The organism is Maridesulfovibrio ferrireducens (genome assembly GCF_900101105.1).
GTDB lineage: Bacteria > Desulfobacterota > Desulfovibrionia > Desulfovibrionales > Desulfovibrionaceae > Maridesulfovibrio > Maridesulfovibrio ferrireducens.
Genome location: NZ_FNGA01000002.1, coordinates 225,853 through 249,747, shown reverse-complemented (window position 1 = coordinate 249,747; position 23,895 = coordinate 225,853). Strand labels below are relative to the sequence as shown.

19 protein-coding genes are annotated in these 23,895 nt (G+C 43.3%); 5 read left to right on the top strand and 14 right to left on the bottom strand.

The window, feature by feature from the left end:
* Window positions 1-690 precede the first annotated feature (690 nt).
* The 5 genes from BLT41_RS05960 to BLT41_RS05935 all read left to right on the top strand — a co-directional run bounded on the left by BLT41_RS05960 (window position 691) and on the right by BLT41_RS05935 (window position 8,887).
* On the top strand, window positions 691-1,506 hold the full coding sequence (locus BLT41_RS05960) for a Rha family transcriptional regulator (RefSeq protein WP_092159285.1): 816 nt from the start codon (window positions 691-693) through the stop codon (window positions 1,504-1,506).
* Window positions 1,481-1,798 (top strand): plasmid mobilization protein, encoded by a 318-nt coding sequence (locus tag BLT41_RS05955; RefSeq protein ID WP_092159283.1) that lies wholly within the window; start codon window positions 1,481-1,483, stop codon window positions 1,796-1,798. The genes BLT41_RS05960 and BLT41_RS05955 overlap by 26 nt, the downstream gene beginning before the upstream one ends.
* Window positions 1,795-3,474, top strand: a complete 1,680-nt coding sequence (traI, locus tag BLT41_RS17625; RefSeq protein WP_244512203.1) for a TraI/MobA(P) family conjugative relaxase — start codon at window positions 1,795-1,797, stop codon at window positions 3,472-3,474. Before BLT41_RS05955 ends, traI begins: the two co-directional genes overlap by 4 nt.
* 221 nt (window positions 3,475-3,695) lie before the next feature.
* A complete protein-coding gene (locus tag BLT41_RS05940; protein WP_092159281.1) occupies window positions 3,696-5,408 on the top strand; it encodes a ShlB/FhaC/HecB family hemolysin secretion/activation protein in 1,713 nt (570 codons plus the stop codon).
* A gap of 11 nt (window positions 5,409-5,419) precedes the next feature.
* A complete protein-coding gene (locus tag BLT41_RS05935) occupies window positions 5,420-8,887 on the top strand; it encodes a two-partner secretion domain-containing protein (protein ID WP_092159279.1) in 3,468 nt (1,155 codons plus the stop codon).
* Between the two features lie 291 nt (window positions 8,888-9,178).
* On the opposite strand, the gene BLT41_RS05930 is transcribed toward BLT41_RS05935, so the two are convergent.
* The 14 genes from BLT41_RS05930 to BLT41_RS05865 are packed head-to-tail and all read right to left on the bottom strand — an operon-like array spanning window position 9,179 to window position 23,885.
* Window positions 9,179-11,506 (bottom strand): zincin-like metallopeptidase domain-containing protein, encoded by a 2,328-nt coding sequence (locus BLT41_RS05930; protein WP_092159277.1) that lies wholly within the window; start codon window positions 11,504-11,506, stop codon window positions 9,179-9,181.
* A 4-nt stretch (window positions 11,507-11,510) separates the two neighbouring features.
* Window positions 11,511-11,726 (bottom strand): hypothetical protein, encoded by a 216-nt coding sequence (locus BLT41_RS05925; RefSeq protein ID WP_092159275.1) that lies wholly within the window; start codon window positions 11,724-11,726, stop codon window positions 11,511-11,513.
* 5 nt (window positions 11,727-11,731) lie between these two features.
* Window positions 11,732-13,930 carry a DNA topoisomerase gene (locus BLT41_RS05920; protein WP_092159273.1) on the bottom strand — a complete coding sequence of 733 codons (2,199 nt, stop codon included), beginning with the start codon at window positions 13,928-13,930 and terminating at the stop codon, window positions 11,732-11,734.
* 2 nt (window positions 13,931-13,932) lie between these two features.
* A complete protein-coding gene (traF, locus tag BLT41_RS05915) occupies window positions 13,933-14,622 on the bottom strand; it encodes a conjugative transfer signal peptidase TraF (RefSeq protein WP_092159271.1) in 690 nt (229 codons plus the stop codon).
* Entirely contained in the window at window positions 14,619-16,310 is a 1,692-nt protein-coding gene (locus BLT41_RS05910) for a hypothetical protein (protein WP_244512202.1), read from the bottom strand. The genes traF and BLT41_RS05910 overlap by 4 nt, the downstream gene beginning before the upstream one ends.
* Window positions 16,273-16,668 (bottom strand): DUF1937 family protein, encoded by a 396-nt coding sequence (locus BLT41_RS05905; protein ID WP_092159267.1) that lies wholly within the window; start codon window positions 16,666-16,668, stop codon window positions 16,273-16,275. Before BLT41_RS05905 ends, BLT41_RS05910 begins: the two co-directional genes overlap by 38 nt.
* A complete protein-coding gene (locus BLT41_RS05900; RefSeq protein ID WP_092159265.1) occupies window positions 16,637-17,059 on the bottom strand; it encodes a hypothetical protein in 423 nt (140 codons plus the stop codon). Before BLT41_RS05900 ends, BLT41_RS05905 begins: the two co-directional genes overlap by 32 nt.
* Window positions 17,046-18,998: a type IV secretory system conjugative DNA transfer family protein gene (locus tag BLT41_RS05895; protein ID WP_092159263.1), complete on the bottom strand. Its 1,953-nt coding sequence runs from the start codon at window positions 18,996-18,998 to the stop codon at window positions 17,046-17,048. Before BLT41_RS05895 ends, BLT41_RS05900 begins: the two co-directional genes overlap by 14 nt.
* 2 nt (window positions 18,999-19,000) lie before the next feature.
* On the bottom strand, window positions 19,001-20,221 hold the full coding sequence (locus BLT41_RS05890; RefSeq protein ID WP_092159261.1) for a TrbI/VirB10 family protein: 1,221 nt from the start codon (window positions 20,219-20,221) through the stop codon (window positions 19,001-19,003).
* A gap of 9 nt (window positions 20,222-20,230) precedes the next feature.
* Window positions 20,231-20,821, bottom strand: a complete 591-nt coding sequence (locus BLT41_RS05885) for a phage tail protein (RefSeq protein WP_092159259.1) — start codon at window positions 20,819-20,821, stop codon at window positions 20,231-20,233.
* Between the two features lie 11 nt (window positions 20,822-20,832).
* A complete protein-coding gene (pilV, locus tag BLT41_RS05880; protein WP_092159257.1) occupies window positions 20,833-21,981 on the bottom strand; it encodes a shufflon system plasmid conjugative transfer pilus tip adhesin PilV in 1,149 nt (382 codons plus the stop codon).
* A 9-nt stretch (window positions 21,982-21,990) separates the two neighbouring features.
* The gene (pilM, locus tag BLT41_RS05875) at window positions 21,991-22,419 is read right to left on the bottom strand and encodes a type IV pilus biogenesis protein PilM (protein ID WP_092159255.1); all 429 of its coding nucleotides are present in this window, start codon (window positions 22,417-22,419) and stop codon (window positions 21,991-21,993) included.
* Window positions 22,407-23,393, bottom strand: a complete 987-nt coding sequence (locus tag BLT41_RS05870) for an ATPase, T2SS/T4P/T4SS family (protein WP_092159254.1) — start codon at window positions 23,391-23,393, stop codon at window positions 22,407-22,409. The genes pilM and BLT41_RS05870 overlap by 13 nt, the downstream gene beginning before the upstream one ends.
* Before the next feature lie 12 nt (window positions 23,394-23,405).
* The gene (locus BLT41_RS05865; protein WP_092159253.1) at window positions 23,406-23,885 is read right to left on the bottom strand and encodes a type 4 pilus major pilin; all 480 of its coding nucleotides are present in this window, start codon (window positions 23,883-23,885) and stop codon (window positions 23,406-23,408) included.
* Between the last annotated feature and the right edge of the window lie 10 nt (window positions 23,886-23,895).

The window sequence follows — 23,895 nt, the reverse complement described above, 5'->3', positions numbered from 1 at the left end:
TTCATCCTTTATTTTAATTTTTATATTTAAATTTTAATGTCATTTCAAAAAAGTATTATGCTTTTTAATTATAAATTAAAGCTGCACATACTCGTAAACCTATTAATTTTAGATTTAGAAGGTGTATTGTTATTACTGATTTAATCTGTAGCGTTGATTTATAGTTTTTTGCAATAAAAAAAGTAATGTTTATTTATGATGGTCTTAATTTCTTTTGGTTTTTTAAGGGTTTTCCAAAATTCAACACGAACTAACGAGACTTTTCAAGACTTTCCAAGACTTTTCACGACTTTCCAAGAAACTACGAGAAACTACGAGAATAATTAAATAAATTGCAAAAATCTCTATAAATCGCTTATACTCTTGCGGAGTCCGGAGGCAGGACAGGTAAGGTAGGCCCACTTTTTCAAAGTGGACGACCTTACGCCCTGCCCAGCCTATGGGCTGAGGTTGTCTTATTCGCCTGCTGCTCAACGTAATAAGCCACTGAAATTAAAGATAATTCATGTTCTTTAGTCTATAAATGAGCTGGATATTCTAGATGAGTTCAACGGGCTCAAAATTGAGCCCGTTGAATATGAGGACGGCTCAAAATTGAGCCGTCCTCATAAATTGTCTTTAATTTTAGTCGGTTAACGTGGTCTAAATTTTGAGCCCACGTTAAACTGCAAACTATATGGAGTATATGTGATGAACAAAAAGAGTAGTGAAAACAAAGACGTAAGAGTGGTTGTCGAATTGGTGATGGAAAACAATCAGCCTATGGTTTCCTCTATTGTAGTGGCTGAACTTTTTGGAAAGCTGCACAAGAATGTACTTAGAGATATAAGTGATTTGGAAATTCCAGATGATTTTAGATTCCTTAATTTTCAGGAGTCCTCGTATGTAAATTTGCAGAACAAAGAGCAACTTTCTTTCAACATGACACGTGACGGTTTTTCCCTGCTCGCCATGGGATTTACCGGCAAGAAGGCCATGGAGTGGAAAATCAAATTTCTTGAAGCCTTCAATGCTATGGAGGCCAAGCTGACGATTCCGCCGGTAGAGGGGAAGATTCAGTACAAAAAGGCGACACCGGAAGCCGTAAAGTCTTTTGAGGGTATGGCCCGCTACTGGTGTTATCTTGAAGGTTTTAGCTGGGAGCAGGGCAAACGGCAGATCGAAGGGGCAATCAGAGTCCCAGATATTTATGACATGGATATGTTGGCCTTGAAAAGTGCATGGACCTATCTCAATATCTGCATATGTGTGGTTCCTCCCAAAATGCGGGGCGTGAATGTCTGCTCAGCGGATGAGCTGGCCCCCGTTAATGGACTGCTTGATTACTGGGCTTATTGCGGTCAAAACTCTCGTGAAGAGCTACTTGCTGACACATGCAAAAAAATGTGCATTGAATCGCTGGAAGATATTCCAAAGTCCTATCTTTCCCATGCTGTGAGCTTGGTTTGGGAAGGAATAAATTCTGAATCCGGGAAGTACAATGCCTTCCAAAAAGAAAGTTCTTAAATCATATGTTTCAGAGGCAGAATACTGCGAGATTAAGGCTAAAGCCCAACAATGCAGTCTTTCTGCCTCTGAACTTATAAAACGTCTGACACTAGGCCATGAAATTAAGAGCCGTGAGGATCAGCAGGCACGCCGGGAATTGTTAAAAATAAATGCAGACCTTGCTCGTTTGGGTGGGCTGCTTAAGATGTGGATTCTTGATGATGACAAACACCGGCTTGATGTTGAGAAGTTGCTTAAAGATCTACGGCAGCGACAGAAGGAATTGTGCGAGAAGGTGATGAGTTTATGATTAGCCGAAGGATATCCTGTAAACCTCAGAATGATAATTATCGGCGATTGGCCGATTATATTGCTGATGCCAAGAACAAAGGGGAGAAGACTCTTTATTCTTGGAATGATGGCTGTTGGGCAGGGGATAACTATCAGTTGGCTGTTCAGGAAGTCTTGGATACTCAGGATCTGAACCAACGCACCAGAAAGGAAAAGACTTATCACCTGATTGTGTCCTTTAGGCCGGAAGATGAGGCTTTATTAACTCCAGAGAAGTGTAAGGAAATTGAAAAGGAATTTGCCAAGGTTCTAGGATTCGAAGAACACCAGCGCCATTGTGGAGTTCATAAAAATACTAACAATCTTCACATGCATATTGCTTACAATATGATTCATCCTGAAACTCTCACCAGGCATGAGCCTTATCGGGACTATTTCAAGCGTGACCGGTTGCATCGTGAGCTGGAACTGAAATTCGGTTTGAAGTTTGATAATGGCCGACAAAAAAATCTGGAGCCAAAACGTAATAATGATAGGGCTGAAACATATGAAGCGCATTCCGGTCAGCAGTCTTTTGATTCTTATGTGAAGGAGCGAAAAGACTTCATTTTTAAGTCACTGGATAACGCGCAGAGCTGGCAGGACTTCCACAACTCTCTGGCGCAAATCGGAATTGAGGTTAAAGCTCGAGGTAATGGTTGTATCATCAAAGATAAGCATTCCAACACTGCTGTTAAAGCCAGTAGATTGGATCGAAATTTTACCAAGGGAAAGCTCGAAGCTAAGCTCGGTCAATATCAAAAGCCTATTGCAGCTGTGCAGAGTAAAGATGAGCAGGAAAGGTATGTGTCGCGTCCGCTTCATAAAAAGCGGGGAGAGCTTTATTCCCTGTACCGTGAGGCCATAGATGGCCGGAAGAAGGCCTATGAGGAAATCAAAGCTGAGCAAGATGAACGGTGGAATAAAGCCACTGCTTTCTGGGGAAGTAAGATCAAGGAAATTAAACGTGATCGTAAACTTAGTCCGAAAGATCGTAGTCGATTGCTTGCTTTAGCAACCGGTAAGAAAACTGAAACTATTGAAGCAATAAAGGCGGATGTTGCGAGTAGAAGGGCAGAGGTACGAAAGCAAAGTCCTTTTAACCGCTGGAATGACTTTCTTAAATGGAAAGCTGAAAACGGAGAGGAAATTGCTTTGCAGGTTTTACGCTCTAAGAAGGAACCTATTGAAAGCAAGCCGCAAGCTGAGTTTGTAAAAGCAGATCCTTCAGCTCCAAATTGGAAGTTGAAACAAAGTCAGTTCCGTGTGGATTCCAGTCTAGCTTGGAAGGATAAGCGTAAGTTGATTTCTATAGCCAAGATGCTTCAGCTTCAAGCTGAAGAAAAAAAACGTTATAATATTAGCCAAAGAATTGAGCGCCGAGAGAAGGATAAAGATGGCGAGTTCAAGTCTGAAAAGCCGATGTTAAACAAGCTTAGTTGGCGTGTCGATTCATCTGGGAATATTCTTTATACGCTGGAAAGTGGTGGCATGGTCAAAGATAACGGGGATAAGATCTTTTTTAGTATGAGTGATCCGAAAGCTGGGCTTGTGGCTGAGAAGCTGGCGAAGAGGGTGTTCGGGCCGAATGTTGTGATGAAGGGGAATGAGATTTGTAGGAAGGGCAAACGCAAGTTACGGACAATGACAAGATAGCTGTAATCGGAATCACTCATTATATTAGAACAACATGCTTTTATCGTTGATAATTAGTGATTTTATATTGACTTTTTATTGATTGAAAATATAACAACATGGCTTGTATTGAGTTGAATTGATTATGGGTTAAGGAAACTGGTGGATAATTGCTATTGCATTTGGATCATCAATGTTTCTAAATAAAAACAAATCTTGCTAGTTTATATAGGTTGGTTGCTGTGATTTTTAAGGCTAAATTGTATCTTTTCTTTTTTGTTTTTATTTTGTTTGTGTCTACTTCTTTCAGTTATGCAGAAATGATTCCGATTCCTTCGCAAGACCGTATTGACAACTTAGATAGGGTTTTTGAAGTTCCAGATCCGAAGTCCAGCCCTGAGCTTGTTTTTCCAGAAATGCGCGGAACCGAGGCGCCTCCGTCAGTAGAAGGGATGATTATTTTCCTGAATCGCATTGAGATTACGGGAAATACGGTGTTCACAACTGAAGAGTTGCTTGCCCCCTACAAACATTTATTCAATACGAAAGTTCCGGCCAAGCGAATATTTGAGATTTCCCAAGAGCTTACAGTTAAGTATGGTAAGGCAGGATATGTCCTATCCAATGTTGTGGTACCACGTCAGGACGTTGATGAAGAAGATGCAGTCGTCAAGCTCATAGTTACCGAAGGGTATGTCGATAATGTAGACTACGACGGAGATAAAGATTTACTCGAAAAAATGAAGGACAGGTTGGAGTCTGCTGAGAACGAAATTATATCCAGTAAACCTGCTAGTGTCCGTAAGGTTATCAGAGCTCTCTTGATTTTAAGAGATATTCCTGGGCTGAAACTCTCCTCAACTCTCGCTGCTTCGAAGAGCAATTCCGGCGCAGCCAATCTCACAATTAGAATTGAGCAAAAGAGCATTGGCGGATCAGCTAAAGTTGATAACCGTGGTACTGATTCTGCCGGACCTGTCCAGTATACTGCATCTTTCAATGTCAATGGTCTTACAGGCGTAGGTAGTCAGGATAGACTAACGTACAGGCAGGCGGATGAAGCGAAGGAATATCTTAATGTTTTCTATGAACACTCACATCTGCTCGAAAGTGGGTTAAGACTTTATGGCTCATTTGCATATGGTTTAAGTGATGAACTCGACAATGAATTTACAAGAGTTTTCAAATATAACAGTAATAGTGAAACTCTTAAACTCGGGTTAAGTTATCCTATCCTTAGGCAGAGAGAAGAGAATCTCTCGTTTGAATTTGATTTTGAATCCCGTAATAGCTACTCCTACATTTTATCCGAAACAAACAGTAAAGACAGAGTGCGTAAACTTCGCGCAGGTTTTAACTGGGATATGATCGATTCCAGTGGCGGAATGAATCAGGTCCTAGGAGGGCTGACCACTGGGATTGATGCATTCGGTGCCACAAATTATTCTTCCAGTTCTTCCCGAAGTAATGTTTCAGCCAATTTTTTTAAGTTCAATCTTTATGCTTCGCGCACACAAAGCCTTCCTTATAATTTTTCAATATATGCGGCTGTCGATTCGCAGTGGGCAGAATCTCCTTTGTATTCAGGGGAGGAATTTGCTGTGGGAGGGGTTGGATTTGGCCGGGCTTATGACTCTGGAGCCATAACCGGTGAGGTTGGCTGTTCAGCCATCTCTGAGATTCGCAAAAATTTTCAACTACATAAAACGATAACAATTCAGCCTTATACTTTTGTGGACTGGGGCTGGGTGAAAAATGTCCAGCCATCGGCCGGAACACCAAAGGAAGCTGATTTGTCTTCATTTGGTGCTGGTATGCGTTTTTATCCATCTATCCCGTCAATGCTCGGAGATGACAGGATTTACGTTGATATCCAGTGGGCCCGCCCAACTGCTTCTGTTCAAGGATCTCACCTTGTGGACAAGCTCTTCTTCAATTTCACTTATTCATTTTAATAGGTTGTCATATGCTTAAACTAATATTTTCAAGCTCTTATTGTGCAGTCTTTTTGTTGTTACTTTCGCTCTTTTGCGTGCCGCTTTCAGTGTCAGCTAATCCTCAAGGGGGGCAAGTTGTAGGAGGTGATGCAAGTGTAAGCAGCTCAGGAAACACTATGAATGTTCAGCAAAATTCAGACAGGGCAATTATCAATTGGAATTTTTTTGATATTGGAAAGCATGAATCAGTAATATTCAACCAACCTTCATCTTCTTCTGCAATACTTAACAGGATTAGAAGTGGTTCTCCTTCGGAGATTCTGGGGAATCTCAAGGCAAACGGTCAGGTTTATCTTGTGAATCCAGATGGTTTTGTTTTCGGAGACACTGCCAGAATAGATACCTCCGGCTTTATGGCTACCACCAGCGATATAATGAATGATAAATTTATGAAGGGGAATATGGATTTCAATATCCCTGGAACCGCAGGTGCACAAATCATTAATAAAGGAATGATCAATGTTGCTGACTGTGGTTTTGCTGCTCTTGTTGCCCCTATAGTAAGAAACGAGGGAATCATTGCTGGCAGATATTCGAGAATAGCACTGGCCTCTGGAGAGAATTTTCAGTTTGATGGTTACGGTGACAATCTAATCAACTTTGCGGTTTCAGAAGCGACTCTCAGTGAGCTATATGACACCGAAGGAAATATCTTAAAGGAAACCGGAGTTTATAACGAAGGACATATTCAGGCAGATGGTGGGCTGGTTCTTTTGAAAGCCCAACAACTGAGCAGAATAGTTAAAGGCGTTGTGAGTAGTACGGGCGTTATTGAGGCAAGGACCGTTGAGCGTCATAACGGGCGTGTTATTTTCGGGGGAGAAAGGGATCAGGATATCAAGATTTCCGTGAGCGGTAAGGTGGATGTGTCCGGCGAGACTGAAAGTGACGATGCTGGTTTTGTTGAGATAGAAGGGAAGCAAGTTGAAGTTTCTGCCAATATTGACGCTACAGGTAAAACAGGTGGTCGTGTTCATATCATGGGGGATTACCTCTGGCTTGAGAATGCTCTGATTGATGCATCTGGTTATGGGGATGGCGGAACGGTTCTCATCGGTGGAGATTATTTGGGTGGCAGGGCTTCGGATGAGACATATGAAAGACTTGGAATAAGCCGAGAGTTATATGAATTCGATACCGCAACTAATGTCGCCATGATGGATTCCTCTGTGATTAAATCCGATTCACTGTTTGACGGTGATGGCGGAAAGATAGTGCTCTGGGCGGATAACAATATGTTTGCCTATGGAGATGTTTCGTCGTCTGCTCATGATGGAAATGGCGGGTTTATTGAGGTTTCCGGGGTTAAATATTTGGATATTGATGGTTTGGATGTTGAGGCTAGTTCACTCAGTGGTGAGCGTGGAACTGTTTTGTTTGATCCAGCTATAGTGGAAATAGTAAGCGATAGCATTTATTCTAAAATTTCAGGGATGCTGGTTCCCTATCCAATTCCTTATGAAGTGAGTTCTCCTATAATAAATATGCCCTCTAGCTTCTTACATAGTGTTATTAAACGTTCGCAGGTAACAAATTTTCTGAACAATGGGCTAAACGTTGTGATAGAATGTGGAGGTCCTGATGGAGGAGGAATTACAGTTTATGAATCTATTGTAAAAGGTAGGGGGGGGGATGCTAGTCTAACACTTTCCGCATCAGTTGTGTATTTAGGAAAGTATTCTGCAACGTCTACTCGCAATTTAATTGCATCTAACAGCGGTAAATTGGATATTATCTTTAATAGTAAAAAAGTTATCTTTGATGATTTTAATATAAAAACTAATGGCGGATTAATTTCAAGTAGTGCTGACTTTTACCTTAGATATCCAAGTGGATCTGTTTTGGCGAAAGATTACTTAATCTCAGATATATATGCAAAGAATTCTTATTATGATGTAGATGTAAGTGTCAAAAATATAGACAGTAATTCAGATAAAACAAATACAGATTCCACCTCAAGTAAACCATCAGGAACAGTAGATCCTGTAAAGGATGCTGGTGATACTTCGGCTTATAATGGAGGGGGGGCTCAAGCTGATAACTCTGGGAATCAAAATAACTACGTTGCTAATACTGATGACTTTAAAATTTCAAAATCTACAAATTTTGATAAAAATTCTTATGTCTTCAATATTTTAAAGTATGCTAAAAATGAAGATATTGATCAAAACAAAATTAATGAAGCTATGGTTGTTTTGATGGTTAAAGAGGGGATGCTTAATAAACAAGATGATCCTTTGTGGAAAGAAATGCGTGAGTCTGATAAAACAACTGATGGTAAGGTGCAAGTTCCTCAATTTCTGAAGGATGCAAATGAGTATGTCAGTAAGCATAAAGACGAAATTGATCACTTAAAACGTGTAATTCCGAATGGTGATTTTGATTCGAATATTTTTGTTCAAGAGTTCATTATGAATGAACTCCAGTTGGATGGAAACGACTTTGTGTGGAATGCATTAAAAATATTTAATAATGGCGAAGCTAATACTGCGCAAAAAGTGATAAACCGTTTATTCGGTGGAGCAAAAAGTGAAATTTTAGACAGATTTAAGTTTACTGAAGGAACAGGACGTAAATTATTTTTTACCAACAAAGAAATTAAAAGTATTTTTTCTGCGGAGACAATTGTTAAGCGCGTAAATGCTGTAGTCAAAGACATTAAGGTTTGGGATACCAATTCTAAGGCAAAAGTAGACAATCTAAAAAAAGAGATAGAGTCAATTATTGATAGCAATGAATTGTTAGACGATAGTTATTCTAAATTAGTAAAGGTGAAGGATTGGGACGGTACGATACGTGATGTGTATTTAAAGAAAACCGGCCAGATTTCTAAATCTGATTTTGAGAGTATTTATGGGAAAAAAATAGATAGTGATTTTATGGCTGTAACGTCATATGTGAAGAATGTTTATAATGCAAAGGATGGTGATTATAAAACGGCAACATGGAAGGATGTTAGTGAATACGTAGCTCCAACTCAATGTGTTGGATTAGTCAAAAAGCTCGTTACAGAATTAACAGGTAGTCCCTGTAAGGAATTGAAAAATGGTGAATTTGTTGCAACATCTGATGAATTAAAGAATGAATTTGCAGGGTCAAATTATGATATTGAAGTCTTTACGCCTAGCATGGATATTCCTGATAATATAAAGATTCCGACTAAAGGTTCTATTATGTCCTTTAAGACTAATTCTGTCGACGTAGGTCATGTTGCTATTGTAAAAAACGTGACACCAATTGGTAAAGATGGCTATTCTATAGAGCTTATTGAACAGAATTTGCGTAAATCATTTACTGTTTCTTTGAAAAAAATGTATGTCCAAAAAAATATTGACGGAAAAATGGTAAAAGTGTTTTCTGGTTATAAGGGTAAACATGCTGGAATAGTTCGCAAGAATAATGTCGTTGGATGGGCTAATATTATCAAAAAATCATAAATTTAATTTTCATATTTCTTAATATCAATTTTTTAATGCTATTCAAAAAAGACAAAGAAATAAAAAGAACTATTGATGATCTCAAGTGCTCTTATCACATAACTGAAAATGACATTTCGAGCCTGAGAGATTAGGTGTAATCTCCTGAAAATTATGAACTGGGCAAAGATCCGGTCGGTCAGATTGTTCCTTACCGAGCTGAATCATATATTGAATTCAGGTGTTGATGAAATTTTTCAGCAGAGATCAGTGAAAATACGTAGACGGTTCCCCCTCAGAGACCGTCATTCCTTACATTGCCATAGCTCTCCCTTCGACTTTCTTAATTGCAGATTTTTTAACCACCTTCATAATCCCTGCGAGTTGTTTCTTTACAGCATCCAACCCACTGGATTTATGTAGATCATTAAAGTCAGTTAGCTTTTGGCTGCGCTCCTGCTCCGAGAACTTTGGAATCAAGACTATTCCGTCTACTTCTTTTGCTGCGGCTTCAGCTTTTTTCACACCTACATTTTCCATAAGATGGTAATCATTGTCCGCCATGAGCATAATTTTACTTTGCGGATATTTCTCATGCAGTGCTTTTGCGACCGGCTCAAGATTTGATGCATCAAAGGCGGAAGCTACGGGATGCTCCGTTGCCATATGAACGCTGGCGGCGGTGGCATAGCCTTCGGCTATGAGAATCGGGCTACCATTTTTGAGCTTATTTTCTGGATCAATGATATGGAATGTTCCGGCTTTCTGCGCATTCTTTTCAAAGAATTTACCGTTGGGTGAGATAGTTTGAAGAGTGCGGATATTTCCGTCCACATCTTTTCCGGGAATAACTAGATTGCCGAATTTATCTTCTTTGAGTCCGTAGCCCGGAACTCCTTTTTTGCTGAGGTAAGGATGCTCCTTATTTGCCGGTTTAATAATTCCCTCCCATTTATCTTTTGAAAGAGTGGCGGCGTTTGCATATTGCTCTTTAATTGCTTTTTCTCTTTCCAACCTTGTCTGAGCGGCTTGAGCCTTTAACTCTGCTTTTTGTTCATCGGTAAGAGTATGACCTTCAGCTTTCCAGTTCATCTTAAGACCTGTCTTGTGGTTTTGGATGAATCCGGCAGGGTGGCCGTCAAGATATCCTTTGTAGGTTCCATCCTTGGAGTTGAGTTTTCCGTCAATTACCGGCAAGCGGTGCAAAGCTCCGTCCATGATGGGCAGCTCTCCCTGAAGATCAAGGCCGGCTTCCTGAATAGCCTTTGCAAATTCCTGCTCAGCGTTTGTTGCCGGCACAATGGCTTTGTCTTTTGGCATCCATTTGGACAGTTGTTCCAGATCGGTTCCGGTGGCTGCAAACCAAAGTTTTGCAGATTTGTCCCAGCGTGCGCCGAGTTTCTTGGCCTGCCATTTTTCCTTGTAGGGCACATTAAGATAAGTTTTTTCCGTGGCAAGATTCTTTGTTGAATCTGTATTTTGCTCCTGTTTTGCGTTTTCTTTTTGCGGAGCAATGGTCTTGCTATCGGGAATCCATTTGGACAATTTTTCAAGATCGTTTCCTTTCGGAGCAAACCACATTTTTTTGTCTTTATCCCATTTAGCCCCGTGCTTTTTTATTTCTTCTTTTTTTGAGAAGGGGACTTCAAGGTATGTTTTTCCGTCTTTCGGAATTCCAGACATTGATTCCCGCTGTTCAATTTTTGCTTTGTCAGGTGCGGACATGTTCATGCCTTGCTCCTTGGTTTTTTCCATGCTGCGCTCTTTTTCAAAGTCCAAAGTATAGTTCTTGATTTTATCCGCACTCTGGCAGGCCCGGACAATTTCAAAGGGATCTTTTTCAAGAACTTTTACCCAGTTCTCCACGTAACTGAGGTGCTGATCCGGATCATGGCCCAGCCCAAGCTCTGAGCTGAGCATCCAGCTTGCTATTTCCGCGCGTAACTCTTCTTTGGCATATATTTCTGATCCGAATGGGCCGAATTCACGGTCCAGTCTTGACTCGTGGCCTGTCCAGTGTCCGAGTTCGTGCAAAGCAGTGCTGTAATATCTATCGGAGTTTTCAAAGGCCGCATGCGGAGGGAGGTGAATCTCGTCGGTTGATAGCCCGTAAAAGGCCCGGTTGCGCTGGTCATGAGTGATACTCGCACCGGAATTTTGCAGAATGGATTCAGCTCGTTCATCTGGATTCCATGATATTTCCCGGCCTTCCCATTCTGGTATTCCTTCAATCTGGCTGGCGTGGAATACATTGGAAAAGCGCAGGATCGGTTTTGACAACTGAACTTGTTCAGTCAGAACTTTTCCTTCTTCGTCACGAACCGGTTTGTTTTTATCATCCTTAACCACGTTGATTTGCGACATTTGCCAGAAGACAATGGTTCGAGACTTTGAACCCTTACTGACTTGCCAACCCTGAGATTCCGCTTGTTTGTAAGTCATGAATCTTGGGTCATTTAATCCGTCTGTTCCAAGCATTACCTGATTAATGCCGCGATAGACGGTTCCGGAAACAGGGTTGAAGGCCGGCTGATACTCGCCTGGCTTCCATGGACGCTGCCAGGGCGCAGTTCCTTCTTTCAGTTTTTCAATGATATCTTCGGCGAACTTTTGGTAGTATGGTTTTTTAGCTTTTGTCATGGCTTCAATCCTCCGGTTCAGGGTCTTCTTCAGCGTCAAATGGATCAAAGGAGGCGTCTTCGGCTTCTTCAAGGGAAATGGCATCTTCCTCAAAGGCTCCCATGTGTTCCGCAAGCTCCGGGTCAATTTCAAGCGCCGCACCGGAATTTTCAGTTAAATCCCTGTCGATTTGATGCGCCTGTTCGTCTAGACGTTTTTTGATTTCGTCTTTGTCGGACATGTTTTTTACTCCGTGGTTAGAGGGTTTTGTTCTTCCAATTTAGGTTTACCTTTCTCGTCAAAAGCCTTGAATTTACACTCGGGAAATCCGCTGCACGACCACCAATAAACTCCTTTTCGTTTAGCCGGCCTGCGTATGAGTCCTTTGCCGCATTCAGGGCAAAGGTGCTCTGATGATGCGGTAAATTTTTTAGCAGGCTTAGCAGTGATGTTGGGTTTGCCGGATTTGTCGGGAATAATTGCATTGCATTCCGGATATGCAGAACAGCCCCAGAATTTTCCTTTCGGGCCTTTTCTGAGTTTAAGGATTCCTTTCTTGCATTTGGGGCATTGAACAGCATCATTTTTAATGTCGAGGTTTAGACCGTTTTTCAGAACGCGCTCAATCTCGACAGCCACGGATTTATCCACCTCGGCAATCAGTTCTTTGTAGTCCAGTTTTCCGGCTTCAATCATTTTTTGCTTTTCATGCCAGAGGGCGGTCATGTCCGGCTTGACTGCGAAACCGGGCAGCGAGTCATGGAAGCTGCGCCCGATCTCAGTGCTGATGATATGCTTGCCTTTCTCTGCGAGAAAAGAACGTTTAAAAAGGGTGTCTATGTGTGAATCTCTTGTGGCCGGTGTTCCGATTCCGCCGGCTTCATCCTGTTTGTCGCTGTCCTTGTCTAGGAGCAGTTTTTTGATTTCAGGGTCTGTCACATATTTGGCCACTCCAGTCAGATCCTTAAGCAAGGTTTTCATGGAATAGAGTGCTGGTGGTTTGGTGAAAGTTTTTATGCTTTCAGCATATTCTACTGTGCCGGAATCCGATTTTTGCAGTTTATGCAGTTCTTGTTGTTTTTCAGCCTTTTCAAACTCTTTGAGGTCTGCCTCATTTAGAACTCTCCATCCTGAAGATATGTTGAATCTACCTTCAGCTAGAAAGTTATGACCGGCGATTTTCAGTTGTGTTTTGGTCGTTGTAAATTCTGCCGGAGGATAAAATTGGGCAATATAGAGTTTTGTTATCAGTTCATAAATTCGGCGCTCATCTTCGGATAATTTCTTAAGGTCTGGCACGTTCATTGTGGGAATGATGGCGTGATGCGCTCCGACTTTTTTTGAATTAAAAGCTTTACTTTTTATATTTGGATTAGCGTATTCCGCCATTTCTCCAAATGCGGACGAAAGAGCTTTCAGTAAGCCGGGAGCTTCAGAATGTCGTTCGTCATTTAAGAAGCGGCAGTCACTGCGATTGTATGTAATAGCCTTGTAGCGATCGCGAAGCCTTTGTGTAATTTCAAGTACTTTCTTAGGTTTGTAGTTCCATAACCCTGCGGCATCAGCTTGGAGAGCCAGCAAGTTATATGGTTGTGGTGGTTCGTTTTTACGATTAACCGATTCTACAGACAAGATTGAAACGGGCTGACCTTGAATGTCATTCACAATTTTTCTGGCAAAGACGCTATCAATTATGCGTCCTTTTTCATCTACAGGATCACTTTCGGCCGGCAAATAATCAGCCGTTATGGACATGCTGCTGCTGTCCTGCATTTCAATCTGGGCTTTGATATTGTGAAAGGCTTGTTTTTGATGCGCATCGTGAGCACGATCTCGCGCTACCACAAGTCCAAGAATGGGAGTCTGAACACGTCCTACAGAAAGCACACCGTCATAACCTTTTTCACGAGCCTTGAGGGTGTAGCAGCGCGTAAGGTTATATCCATAACGCTGGTCGCACACTGCTCGCGCCAGTGCTGACATGGACAGCCCTCTGTATTTCTCGTTGTCCTCAATGTTCTCAATAGCTTTGAGAATTGCAGGGCCGTTGTTGTCATTAATCAGAATTCTTTTAATCGGTTTCCCTTCAAGTCCTGCGTATTCGATGACTTCATCAACCAGCCTCTGACCTTCAGGATCTGGATCACCTGCGTTGACCAGTTCAGTGGCTTGGGTGGCCAGTTCAATTACTTTTTTGAGGTGACCGATATGTCTGTCTTCCGGCGCATAGCTGATAGGCCAGTCCATTGGCAGTACTCTGAGGGACCATTTCTTGAACTGTTCGTTATGTTCTTCCGGGTCAGTTAATCGGAGAACATGGCCCCATAACCAAGTAATATGATCTCCATTTATAAAAAATGAAGCTCCGGAAGGTCTTGACGGACCACCTAAAGCTATCGAGATTGCCTCAGCTACGTCTTTTTTTTCTGCGATAAATAAGCGCATGATTATTCCTTTGTTTGTGCGACATCAGTGAAGTCATCAACTTTATCTTCCGGTGTTGATGTCCAATAGTCACAAGCTGGATAGCCGTTACAAATCCAGCGGGATTTTTTTTCATTGGTTGGCGATAAGTGGGCTAACTTGCATCCACATTTCGGGCAGGAGTATTCAGTGATAGTTTTATCCTCCGGAGTAAAGATTAAAACGGGAATGACCCTCTGCATTTGGTTCACGTCCACCAGTCCGAAGTAACGGCCATCGAAGCTGTTCTCGTTATGAGTGGACATGACTAGACCTTTTGCAGTGGGGATAATTGTAGAATGGAGTAGCACTGGAAGTTTTTTTCCGTAGTTGTCAGATCGTTTCTGTCTGCTGCGTGGAAGCAACATGTTATTCACAGACACGCCCGTGCTTGAAATTTTTATATTGTCGCCTGCGGTTCCAATCAGGATTTTTAGGAGAGGACTGTTTGTGTTTAGCCCTAGATATTTACGATTAAGCGAAATTTGAAAATATGGATTGTCTTCACGGAGACTGAAAGTAACCAGATCTCCCTTAGCCGGCTTACCGGGAATAATCTGGTAAATGCCACGGGGCATGGATTCAGTGAAGTTGACGCGGTAGCCAACTTCGTGAATGAGAAAAATGATTGCCACGCTATGGCAGAAGAAAAGAGTCAGGACGAGACTTTTCACGCTGCGACCTCTTGAACATTCTTGGTCCAGTAAGTCTTACGCCAACTGCGTTTTGCCGTTTCACTGCTGGTATTCAGGGGGCATTTTAAATCAATGGATTCAATTTCCGAATCATCCAGCGAGTTAAGCCAGCTTTCAAAGTCCTGATTTTGTAGATCTTGTTCAGCCTTTTCAATTTTCTGCTTTTCAATATTTTTCAGTTCAGCGCGGGTGTTATCGGCTTTCTTTGCATTTGCAAGAGCTTGTTCATTCGGGGTTAAAAATCCAACAGGCCTGCGCCATGTTCCCTTTGATTTCAGTGTTGCGAATAGATAATTGCAGATTCCTTTGCGGGCTTCAGGGAAGGTTCCCTTTTCAAGTTCCCAGTGCGCTGCGTGCAGAGATTCTTCGATGTCGAGGATTGTTTCACCGAAAGAAAGCCGGTGTTCGACGATCTGGCGGATCTGATCTGGACCAAATCTTTCACTGTGCAGTCTTGGCCAGAGGATTTGAAAATCATCGCGGCTGATTGATAACAACCGGCGCGTCCATTTTTCCTCTTCAGATTCTTCAGAATTAGATAGATTTTTTATCTGTCTATCTAAGAAGGGTGGATTTTGATACCGATCACCTTTGGTATCAAAAGAGTGATTCTGATTTGTGTTAAGGCTTGAACTACAAGGGATAACGGGTTGTTTTGCTAATGAATCAGCATTGGTAACATGATACCGATCACCTTTGGTATCAAGATTGGTATCATTGCGGTCATGATACCGGTCATGACTGGTAACACCTGATTGATACCGATCAGTATTGGTATCAATTTGTGGTGGGAACGTATTTAACAGTTCCTGAATACGAGCAATAGGCTCATTATTCAATTGTAGAATAATACCAAAACGGGGGCCGCGTTCGTGAATTCTTTTAGAATAAATCCCAGCTTCATGGCCGTGTTTGATTACCCTGCGAGCTGTGACTTCGCTGCATGCCGCGTCTCTGGCAATTGATTGAATTACAAGACCTATTTCGTTTTGCGCCGCTTCTTTTGAGTATGAGCAGATGATACCAAACACTCGCTTACCCTGATCGGATAGACGAGAAAACAGAGCATCAATTCTGTCAGAATAATTCAATATAGCCAGTGCGGAACCCTTACTTTTGGAACTTTGTTTTTGGCTGTTACCAATGTTAGGTTGATACCGATCACCTTTGGTAACATTTTGCCCTTGATACCAATCATGATCGGTATCAGCGAGCAGGCCGTATTCATGTTTGAACAGGCTAATGAAGTATTCGCAGCGTTCTTTATAAAGAGTGATTATTGTCCCGTGCCTGCGTCCAGAGCTGTTTATTTCTCTACAGAAAAGTCCAGCTTCTTCACCTTTAGGAAAGGTTCTTAGCACGCTTAATTTACTGCATCTTGCCGCATATTGAAGACGGGAAATGACAATAGAATAAGGCGCATCCATTGCCGGAGCAGACTTAATAAGGGCGGCAAGTATCCTTCTGGCTGTTCCGGAGAGCCCATTGTAAAAGGTGGCTATGTCACGGCGCATAAGCTTTTTCAGGTGATCGGTATCAGCATGTTTCTGATGTCGATCACCATTGGTATCAGAACCATTTGGTGGGTAGTATTCCCGTGCCGTTGAAGTCATGTCAGAACCTGATTCCTTAGAAAGAGGATACGTTGCAATGTTCTGGAGAAACAAATCTGACTACCTTGAGTTCATTTGCGGCTAATTCAAGTTCAGCCCCAATCCCGTGCGATTGTTCCCAACCTTCGAGTTTAAGAATCCAGACCTGATCCGCCCAGCGTATAAATTCCTGATCAATGCGTTTCCAAAAAGTCCAATCCATGGGCAATCCTGTATTTGTTATTCCGTGTGAATGAGAAATTGGCGAATAAACAATATGACCAGCGACAATGATTTTTGCGGCGGCAATATTTACAGCTTCATAGCGGCTCGTTCGTACTTCCGGATCAGGGTGTGTGTACGGGCACGCCAGATAAATTTTCAGAGGTGCTTTTGCCAGATCAGAGAGCGGTTTTGAGGGAATAAAATTCATGGCTCCTCCTTTTTTTACTAAGGTCAGTTGTAATCAAATCGCCGGCCTGAATATTGTCAGGCATTACGCAAAGGTCATCGCAGCCAGGGCAGCGGACTTGTGAGCCCATTTTCATAGCTCTATGTTTTCCCGGTTCTTTGCACTCTCCGAACAGAGGCATAAGTACGGGGGTGTTTCCTTGCTCAATCACGGTAAGCTGCCGTCCGGAGACTCGTTCAGGAGGCAGGTACATATACGGAACCCGTCCGTCTCCATGACAGAGTGGGCAACCGGGGCGGCCTGTTTTTCTGGAACCGTGACTGGCCATCCAAGTGGCGCAGTTAGGGCAAGTCCTGCACGCTTCACGCGGGAAGCGCACCGGGAGTAATTTTGTAATGTCAGCATTCTTCATGGACTTCTGTCTCTTCAATGAGGTCGTCGAGTTCTTTGCGGTCGGCTTCGGTTTTAGTTTGAGTCTCTGTCTTTGCAGGTTTTTCTTTGCAGGGGACAATTTCTGCGAGAATGTCTGACTTGTCAGGGGCTGTAATCTTGGCCCTTTTAAGAAATTCAGGATCAAGAAAGAAAAGAATCTGTTTGCCGTAGATGGGCGCAAATCCGGCGGGAAAGATGAGCATAGCTCCGGGCCGTACTATATTTCCGTCACGGTTTTTTTCCGCCCCTGGAAGGCGCATACATTCATCGGGAGTAAGCAGTGGCCGTGCAACCTCAGAAATGCTGACACTTGCGCGTCCAAGGTGGCCTGATCTGCTTCCGGAAAGAGAAGTCTTATTTTGGATGACAGTTCTTTTACCTGTCATTTCGGAGAGAGTTTTTGCTGTTTCGATTTTGTTAGGGGCGTATGCAATCCTTAAATGGCAGTTGCTCATTATTGATTCATCCCTGCCGTAAGCAGATTGAAGCTGTGTGAGATCTTGAACTATTATGTAGGCTTTGATTCCGTAGCCGGCCATGAATGCCAAGGCCCGCTCAAATATTTCCATTTTGCCTAATGAGGTGAACTCATCGAGCATGAGTAGAAGGCGGTGCTTGTAACTTTCCTTAACACTGCCGTTTTGAAATTCCATATTTTCAGTAAGCCGGCGCAGGACCATATTTAAAATGAGTCTGATCAGTGGGCGTAAGCGGTCAATGTCTGAGGGACGGATTACGAGATAAAGAGAAATAGGAGATTCATTATTCATTAGGTCTGTGATTCTAAAATCGCATCCGGAAGTGGAGCGTGCAACAACCGGATCTCTATAAAGAGCCATGTTCGCTACCGCAGTTGAGACAACTCCGGAAAGCTCAGCGCCAGATTTGTTGAGCATTTCTCTTGCGGCAGCTGAAATAAATTTTTTGATAGCAACGGCTGATTCTGTGATTTCAGGGCCGAAAAGTTCAATCAATAAGTTGTCATGTTCGATATGGAGCATCTCATCGAAAAGTTCAGTCATTTCCTTGTCTTCATCAGCAAGCATCAGGGAAAGATCATTAAGTGTAGCGTGCTGTCCGGATGTGATACGAAGCAGTATCATGCAATGAAGAATAGCTCCTCCTAGAAAGCCGAATGCCGCCTTGTTCCAGTAATCCTTGAGACCTTTACCATCCGGATCAACAATCATGTTGGCAATATTCTGGGCATCAGGAATAGCCTGCGGGCCGTCCAGCCTTACTTCGGAAAGAGGGTTGTATCTTGCAGATTTTCCGGAAGTATTAGTCGGGTCAAATTTAAGAACTTTGTGCCCCTGAGATTTTCTCCAGCCGGAAGTTAAAGCCCAGTTTTCACCTTTGATATCGAGAACAATTGAGCTTTCATCCCATGAGAGCAGAGTGGGTAGAACAAGGCCTACTCCTTTACCTGAACGTGTAGGAGCAAAAACCATAATGTGTTCAGGTCCGTTATGGCGCAGATAGTTGAGAACGTTCTTGTTTTGCCACCCACCCACATAAACTCCTGTGCTTTCGAGCAGACCGGCCTTAGTAATTTCTTTTTTGCTGGCCCAGTGAGCTGTGCCGTGGATATCGCTGACTCCTTCGGGTTTCCTTAAGAAAAATTGAGAGAACCCAATAACTATAACTTGAGGAGCGATAAAAATTATTTGGGCCATCGCTATAATCCGGTCCAGAGGCTCATTAGGAGCAAGTTTTTGCATCCAGATTACAATCATCCACGGCCAGTAAAATTGTTTATATACAGGTTTACCTAGAGCCTGATGGTATCCGTAGAGTTCTGCTGTATTCTGAGTTGCATAGAGCATGGCCATAAGGGTGACTACAAACATAAACAGCAGATAAGGCAGCCATTTATGTTTCTTTTTTTTGCTTTCTCCGAGTCCGTATTGGTTGTTCATTTTTAACTCCTGTATGGTCTGTATGGACGGGCGAAGACGATATCTTTGGTAACAACCATATTGAACCTTTTGCCCGGTTCGGTGGAAATAGCCGGCTTCAGCTTCACATTCATTTGGAGTAACTGAAGGGTAGATTGTCCTAATTGACTGGCAACAGCTGATCCGAGTTCATCTTGTAGAGTTGGAGTCTGGTTTGAAGAAGAACTCTTGTTGAAAGAGTCCATGGCATAGGCCGTACCACCGCTTATCAAACTCATGATTGCCGCTGAACCGAATGTTTTCAGGTAATGGTTATCCACATCTCCTGAATAGCCGGCGTAGCCTCCGATATCCGTACCGGGCATAACCCCGAGAGTGATGGAAGACCCGTCAGGAAAGATTATGCGGTTCCATGCAACCAGCACTCGAGACTGTCCGACAGCTACCCGTGAATCATAGACTCCGACCATGCGGGAGCCTTGCGGAATAAGCATGTAGGTTCCAGTTGCAGTGTCATAAATATTTTTGCTCACCTGTCCTATGATCTGACCGGGGAGATCTGAATTAATGCCGGATATCATGATGCCTGTTATTACTGATCCTGTTTTCAGTTCACATCTTGCGCCCGGAACTCTTTCGTATGGCAATCGCCATGAATCTTTTTGTGCAGCGCGTGCGTTAAGGAATTCTTCCTTTTCCTTTCGTTCGTCAGGTTCTCCGTTGATTCCAGCGATTGTTCCAGAAGCTGTAAGAGGATGACGGGACCGAACATCATCGAAAGAAGTCTGCACAATTTGATTTTGTTTTTTGTTAGTACTAGATGTTTCCACCTTAAGCGGTGCCGTTAACGCCGCTCGCATTCTGTCGAATTTGAATGAACGAACTTCCTGCAATTCTTTTACTCTTTGCTTTTCAGCCTCAGATGGACCTTTGGGCCTCACAACTGTGACAAGAGGTTTTTCAGTCTCAATCTCTAGTGGTGCTTTTTCCTCTTCCTTCTTCTGAGGTAGGGACAGACCATTTGCATTTTCAGGTGCTGTAATTGGTTGCTTCATGTCCGTTTCAAATATGGGGTTAATAATATTCTGAGCTTGCTTTTCATTTTTGCTTGTGGAGGTGTTGACCGCATAGATCAGAATTATGACCAGCAAAACTCCGATTGCCACAGCAATATATAAAATTTTGCTGTCTAATTTAGTTATTTTTATCTTGGGGCGCGTTAGGCTGTTAGGAGAATCTGACATGATAAATTCCTACTCAGCCTTGATGATATACATCATGGAATAATTGCGTGGACGGTTCTCTGTTCCACTTCCGGCGGGAGTCGAGGTTCCGGTTCCTGAAGCGGAAAAAGATATAGCCTGATTTGCCGGGGTTCCCGCACCTGTCAGGAAACCTCCGGCACTAACCATCATACTTTTGGTTGCTCCCCGCACAATTCCACTACCTGAAACAGTAATTGTGGTTTGATGAGAATGGCTTTCCATGGCGGAGTTTTGGCTACTTTTAATAGCTCGGCCGCTATCAACTCCCTTGCCGTGATCCCAGCCTCGAATAAATTCACCCCGGAGATCAGGAACGGTACCACCTACTATTGCCGCGAGGTCCGTATATCCTGACGTGGATTGACCGTTACATTCAAGAAATCCTTCTGGAACAGTTCCAGATGTCCATGGAATAACTCCGCCGATTGGTACTCCGCTGATGGCTTTAGGTTCAACAGCTACACTTGTCGGATCAAAGCTTGTTGCGTCTCCTGCTATTGCGGAGGAATGCACGGAAACGAAGAGAAGAAGCAGAAAAAGGAAAAGATATTTAGATATAATGTTGTGTGTGAATTTCATGATTTTCTCCTTTAATTACAGGTTGTGAGGACCATGACTTTTCCGTATCCAGCAGGAGGAATTATCCATGTATCTCCTGTGTCAGCGGTGCGAATGCGTAAATGGACCTGCCAGTTGTCTCCAACGTCAGTGGCCCATGACTGGACAGCTACAATGGCTTTTGAAATCGGCCCTTCAGCAAAGATTGATGGAGCTACGAAAATCTGAGAATCTGAGGTAATGCCGGGCGGGCAGATTGGTTTGGGGATTAGTTCGCCATCAACCGCAATGGTTGCCCCTTTGAGAAACTGAGAATTGCCTGTGTCGGCTATGACTTCGGGCTGTCCGTTGCGGCAGATATAAAGACCTACTGCCGGATCAAGGAAAACACGCCCGTTTTTGTCTGCATCATTACAAAATCCTGTGGTGTCGATATCCGCAAGAGTGTGTTCTTCGAACTTAATTTCTTTCACACCTTCAATGGCGTGATCAGTCATATCCAGCTCGGTGGACATTTCGTTCAGTTCAGGATGACCGGGAACTTCAACGCGATAGAGAAAATCTTTTCCAATATCCTCTTCACGCAGGAAAGCTCTTCCTCCGATATGTCCGGCGGCAGGGATGGGGATATTTGTTGATGCTAAATTTATAGTCCAGCCACCGTAAGAACCTCTGAGCTCGGTTACACTTTGTCCAGGAAGGTCTCCAACGGGGATGTAACCTCCTGCGCCCCCGACCATGGCGGCAGTGGCTGGAACAATGGCTGCGCTGAATTTTTTGCTTTTTTCTGAATGAGTGCGGCCGCCATATGTCAGCACTAAAACTTGCAGATCGCCTGCGGTTGGTTCAAGGACATATATTCCGTACCGTTGGCCCCATCCGTTCAGATTTTTAAAGCCAGAAGATAGGAAATCGTCTGTTCGAAGCTGAGCCATTGTGATCTGAGTTGCTTCGGTTGCTGTCGAAGAAGTTATCAGTCCAGCATAATTTTCTTTGGCATATGAGGACGCAGCATCCATTACGCTCGATAAATGGGAGCTGACATTGTGCTGTTTGACCGACTCCACGCCCCGGTCCATGAGGTCTGTAAGCATGGGAAGCATAAGCATGAAAATAGTAAGTCCCGCCAACACTTCTAAAAGCCCGAAGCCGGCCTGTTTGTTTTTACGATTAGCTTTCATAACTATCTCCTACTGGGTGATGACGCTGACAATGCTGTTTTCAGGAATGAAAGACGGCAGAGCAGTGTCCGCTCCGTGAGCGTTGGCCAGAAAACCGTTTCGTTTAACTCCGATGGCAAAACTGCCCATGAAAATTTTTCTGATTTCTTCAGATTCGTTTCCCTGTACAGCTCCCCACACGTAACAATTCCCGCTATCCAGCCGGTTGGCCCATGCACGCATGGGTTTCCAACCGGTTGGAATTGAGAGATTAGAAGCGGGAACTTCACCAGTTGTTATGGATGAATTACTTGTCACAAAGTTATTCACCGCATTGCGATAGATTGCGTAATTTACAGCTATAGATTCAGCCTTAGGTGAATTTCTCGGGGTTGGCATTTCTGGACTGGCCAGAGCGATGGCTCCGAGAAGGCAAAATAGAACAGCTAACCCTTGCATAATGCTTCCAGCCCTCCGAATTGAATGCGGTTTCTCTGTTCACGCATTTCCTCCTGTAATCCCGCCAGTTCACCGTTTTTTATTTTTGCACGGAGTCCTTTGAAGTTTTCATTGAAAGGAGCCAGCAGGAACTGAGGGACGTGAAGAACTGTTTTTCCGTCAATATGTTCAAGTTGTTGATGGACAACAGCCAGAAGACCTTGAGCAAGATTTTGACTGGCAATATCTCCGTCAATTTCGCGGGCCATAGTGACCAGTCTTTCAAGAGCCGTTACAAGGTCAAAGCCATGCAAGGTGGCCACAACTATTTGTTGATCGGAGCCGAGGCAGACGCGCAACGCTTCACTGGCGGCGTGTTTGCTGCGGATTTCTCCTATATAAATGATGTTAGGAGAGGCGAAACGGTGCGAGCGTTCGATGGCTTCAGCCAGATCCTCTTCATGATCAATCTCGGCCTGAAAGCAGAATCCGAATTTTCCATGTTTCCCATCCAGAGGCATTTCCGCAGGGTTTTCAAAACTGACGGCATGGCCTCCAAGAGTTGAAAGCCGTGTCGCCACAAGTGATGAAGCACTGAAGGTTTTTCCTGAAGCCTGCGCTCCGGTAAAAAGAACAAGCCCTTTACTTTGGTTTGAATTTAGAAGCCATTCTGAAAGAGCTTCGGGCAATCCAAGTTCCGTGAAGGCAGAAACCTTTTCCTGAATTCTGCGTAGGAAGAAAACTTTCCCGCTGCCCCAGACAACTCCCTCATAGAGCGCAACTCTGTAACCAATGTCTTCGTGTTTAATTCTGAAAGTGTGTCGGCCACTTTCTTCATGTACTTTGAGGACTTCCCCATGCAGCATTTGAATTTCTTTTTTGGTGTCTTCTTCACAAGGAACAAGCTTCTGGTCGCAATTATCGCACCCCTTCATGAAGGCTTCGCCGCTTTCATGAAGAATCAAATCTGTGAATGATACACTTTTGAGAACCATTTAATGCCTCTGCTAGTTGGAGGTGAAAACGATGATATTAGTGTCGGCAAGCTGATTTGTTATAGCTGCTACCATTCCACTTGCCTGGTTTATTTCAACTCCGTTTACAGTGATCGTTTCCCATGATCCGGCTTGAAATGTTGCCAGTTTTACGCAGGCATATTCAGGAACTTTGTTCTGGGTAATCGTAAATGTAGTGGCATCTGTTCCTTCCGCTACGGTTACGGCTCCGTTCCATGCATTGCGGATTTCGCCGCTACTTTTCAGCATGCTGTCAGGCACAATTTTGTTTTTCACCGCAATTTCAGTAGTAATACCGGTGAAGTCCGGCTCGCCGGCATAAAGCTGTTTTAGATCAAGCCGAAAGGTCGAGATATTTTGTTCAGCCGTGGATATTTTGTCATTATCCATTGATTTCCTGACCATATAGGCTGATCCGCCAAACACGATCAAAGCTATAAGGAGTGAGCCGAGTGTTTCAAATAAAGTCATGATTGCTCCT

Coding starts and splice junctions, on each gene's coding strand:
- BLT41_RS05960 (WP_092159285.1), top strand. CDS start 691: ATGAACAAAAAGAGTAGTGAAAACAAAGACGTAAGAGTGGTTGTCGAA.
- BLT41_RS05955 (WP_092159283.1), top strand. CDS start 1,481: ATGCCTTCCAAAAAGAAAGTTCTTAAATCATATGTTTCAGAGGCAGAA.
- traI (WP_244512203.1), top strand. CDS start 1,795: ATGATTAGCCGAAGGATATCCTGTAAACCTCAGAATGATAATTATCGG.
- BLT41_RS05935 (WP_092159279.1), top strand. CDS start 5,420: ATGCTTAAACTAATATTTTCAAGCTCTTATTGTGCAGTCTTTTTGTTG.
- BLT41_RS05930 (WP_092159277.1), bottom strand. CDS start 11,506: ATGACAAAAGCTAAAAAACCATACTACCAAAAGTTCGCCGAAGATATC.
- BLT41_RS05925 (WP_092159275.1), bottom strand. CDS start 11,726: ATGTCCGACAAAGACGAAATCAAAAAACGTCTAGACGAACAGGCGCAT.
- BLT41_RS05920 (WP_092159273.1), bottom strand. CDS start 13,930: ATGCGCTTATTTATCGCAGAAAAAAAAGACGTAGCTGAGGCAATCTCG.
- BLT41_RS05905 (WP_092159267.1), bottom strand. CDS start 16,668: ATGAATTTTATTCCCTCAAAACCGCTCTCTGATCTGGCAAAAGCACCT.
- BLT41_RS05900 (WP_092159265.1), bottom strand. CDS start 17,059: ATGAAGAATGCTGACATTACAAAATTACTCCCGGTGCGCTTCCCGCGT.
- BLT41_RS05895 (WP_092159263.1), bottom strand. CDS start 18,998: ATGAACAACCAATACGGACTCGGAGAAAGCAAAAAAAAGAAACATAAA.
- BLT41_RS05890 (WP_092159261.1), bottom strand. CDS start 20,221: ATGTCAGATTCTCCTAACAGCCTAACGCGCCCCAAGATAAAAATAACT.
- BLT41_RS05885 (WP_092159259.1), bottom strand. CDS start 20,821: ATGAAATTCACACACAACATTATATCTAAATATCTTTTCCTTTTTCTG.
- pilV (WP_092159257.1), bottom strand. CDS start 21,981: ATGAAAGCTAATCGTAAAAACAAACAGGCCGGCTTCGGGCTTTTAGAA.
- pilM (WP_092159255.1), bottom strand. CDS start 22,419: ATGCAAGGGTTAGCTGTTCTATTTTGCCTTCTCGGAGCCATCGCTCTG.
- BLT41_RS05870 (WP_092159254.1), bottom strand. CDS start 23,393: ATGGTTCTCAAAAGTGTATCATTCACAGATTTGATTCTTCATGAAAGC.
- BLT41_RS05865 (WP_092159253.1), bottom strand. CDS start 23,885: ATGACTTTATTTGAAACACTCGGCTCACTCCTTATAGCTTTGATCGTG.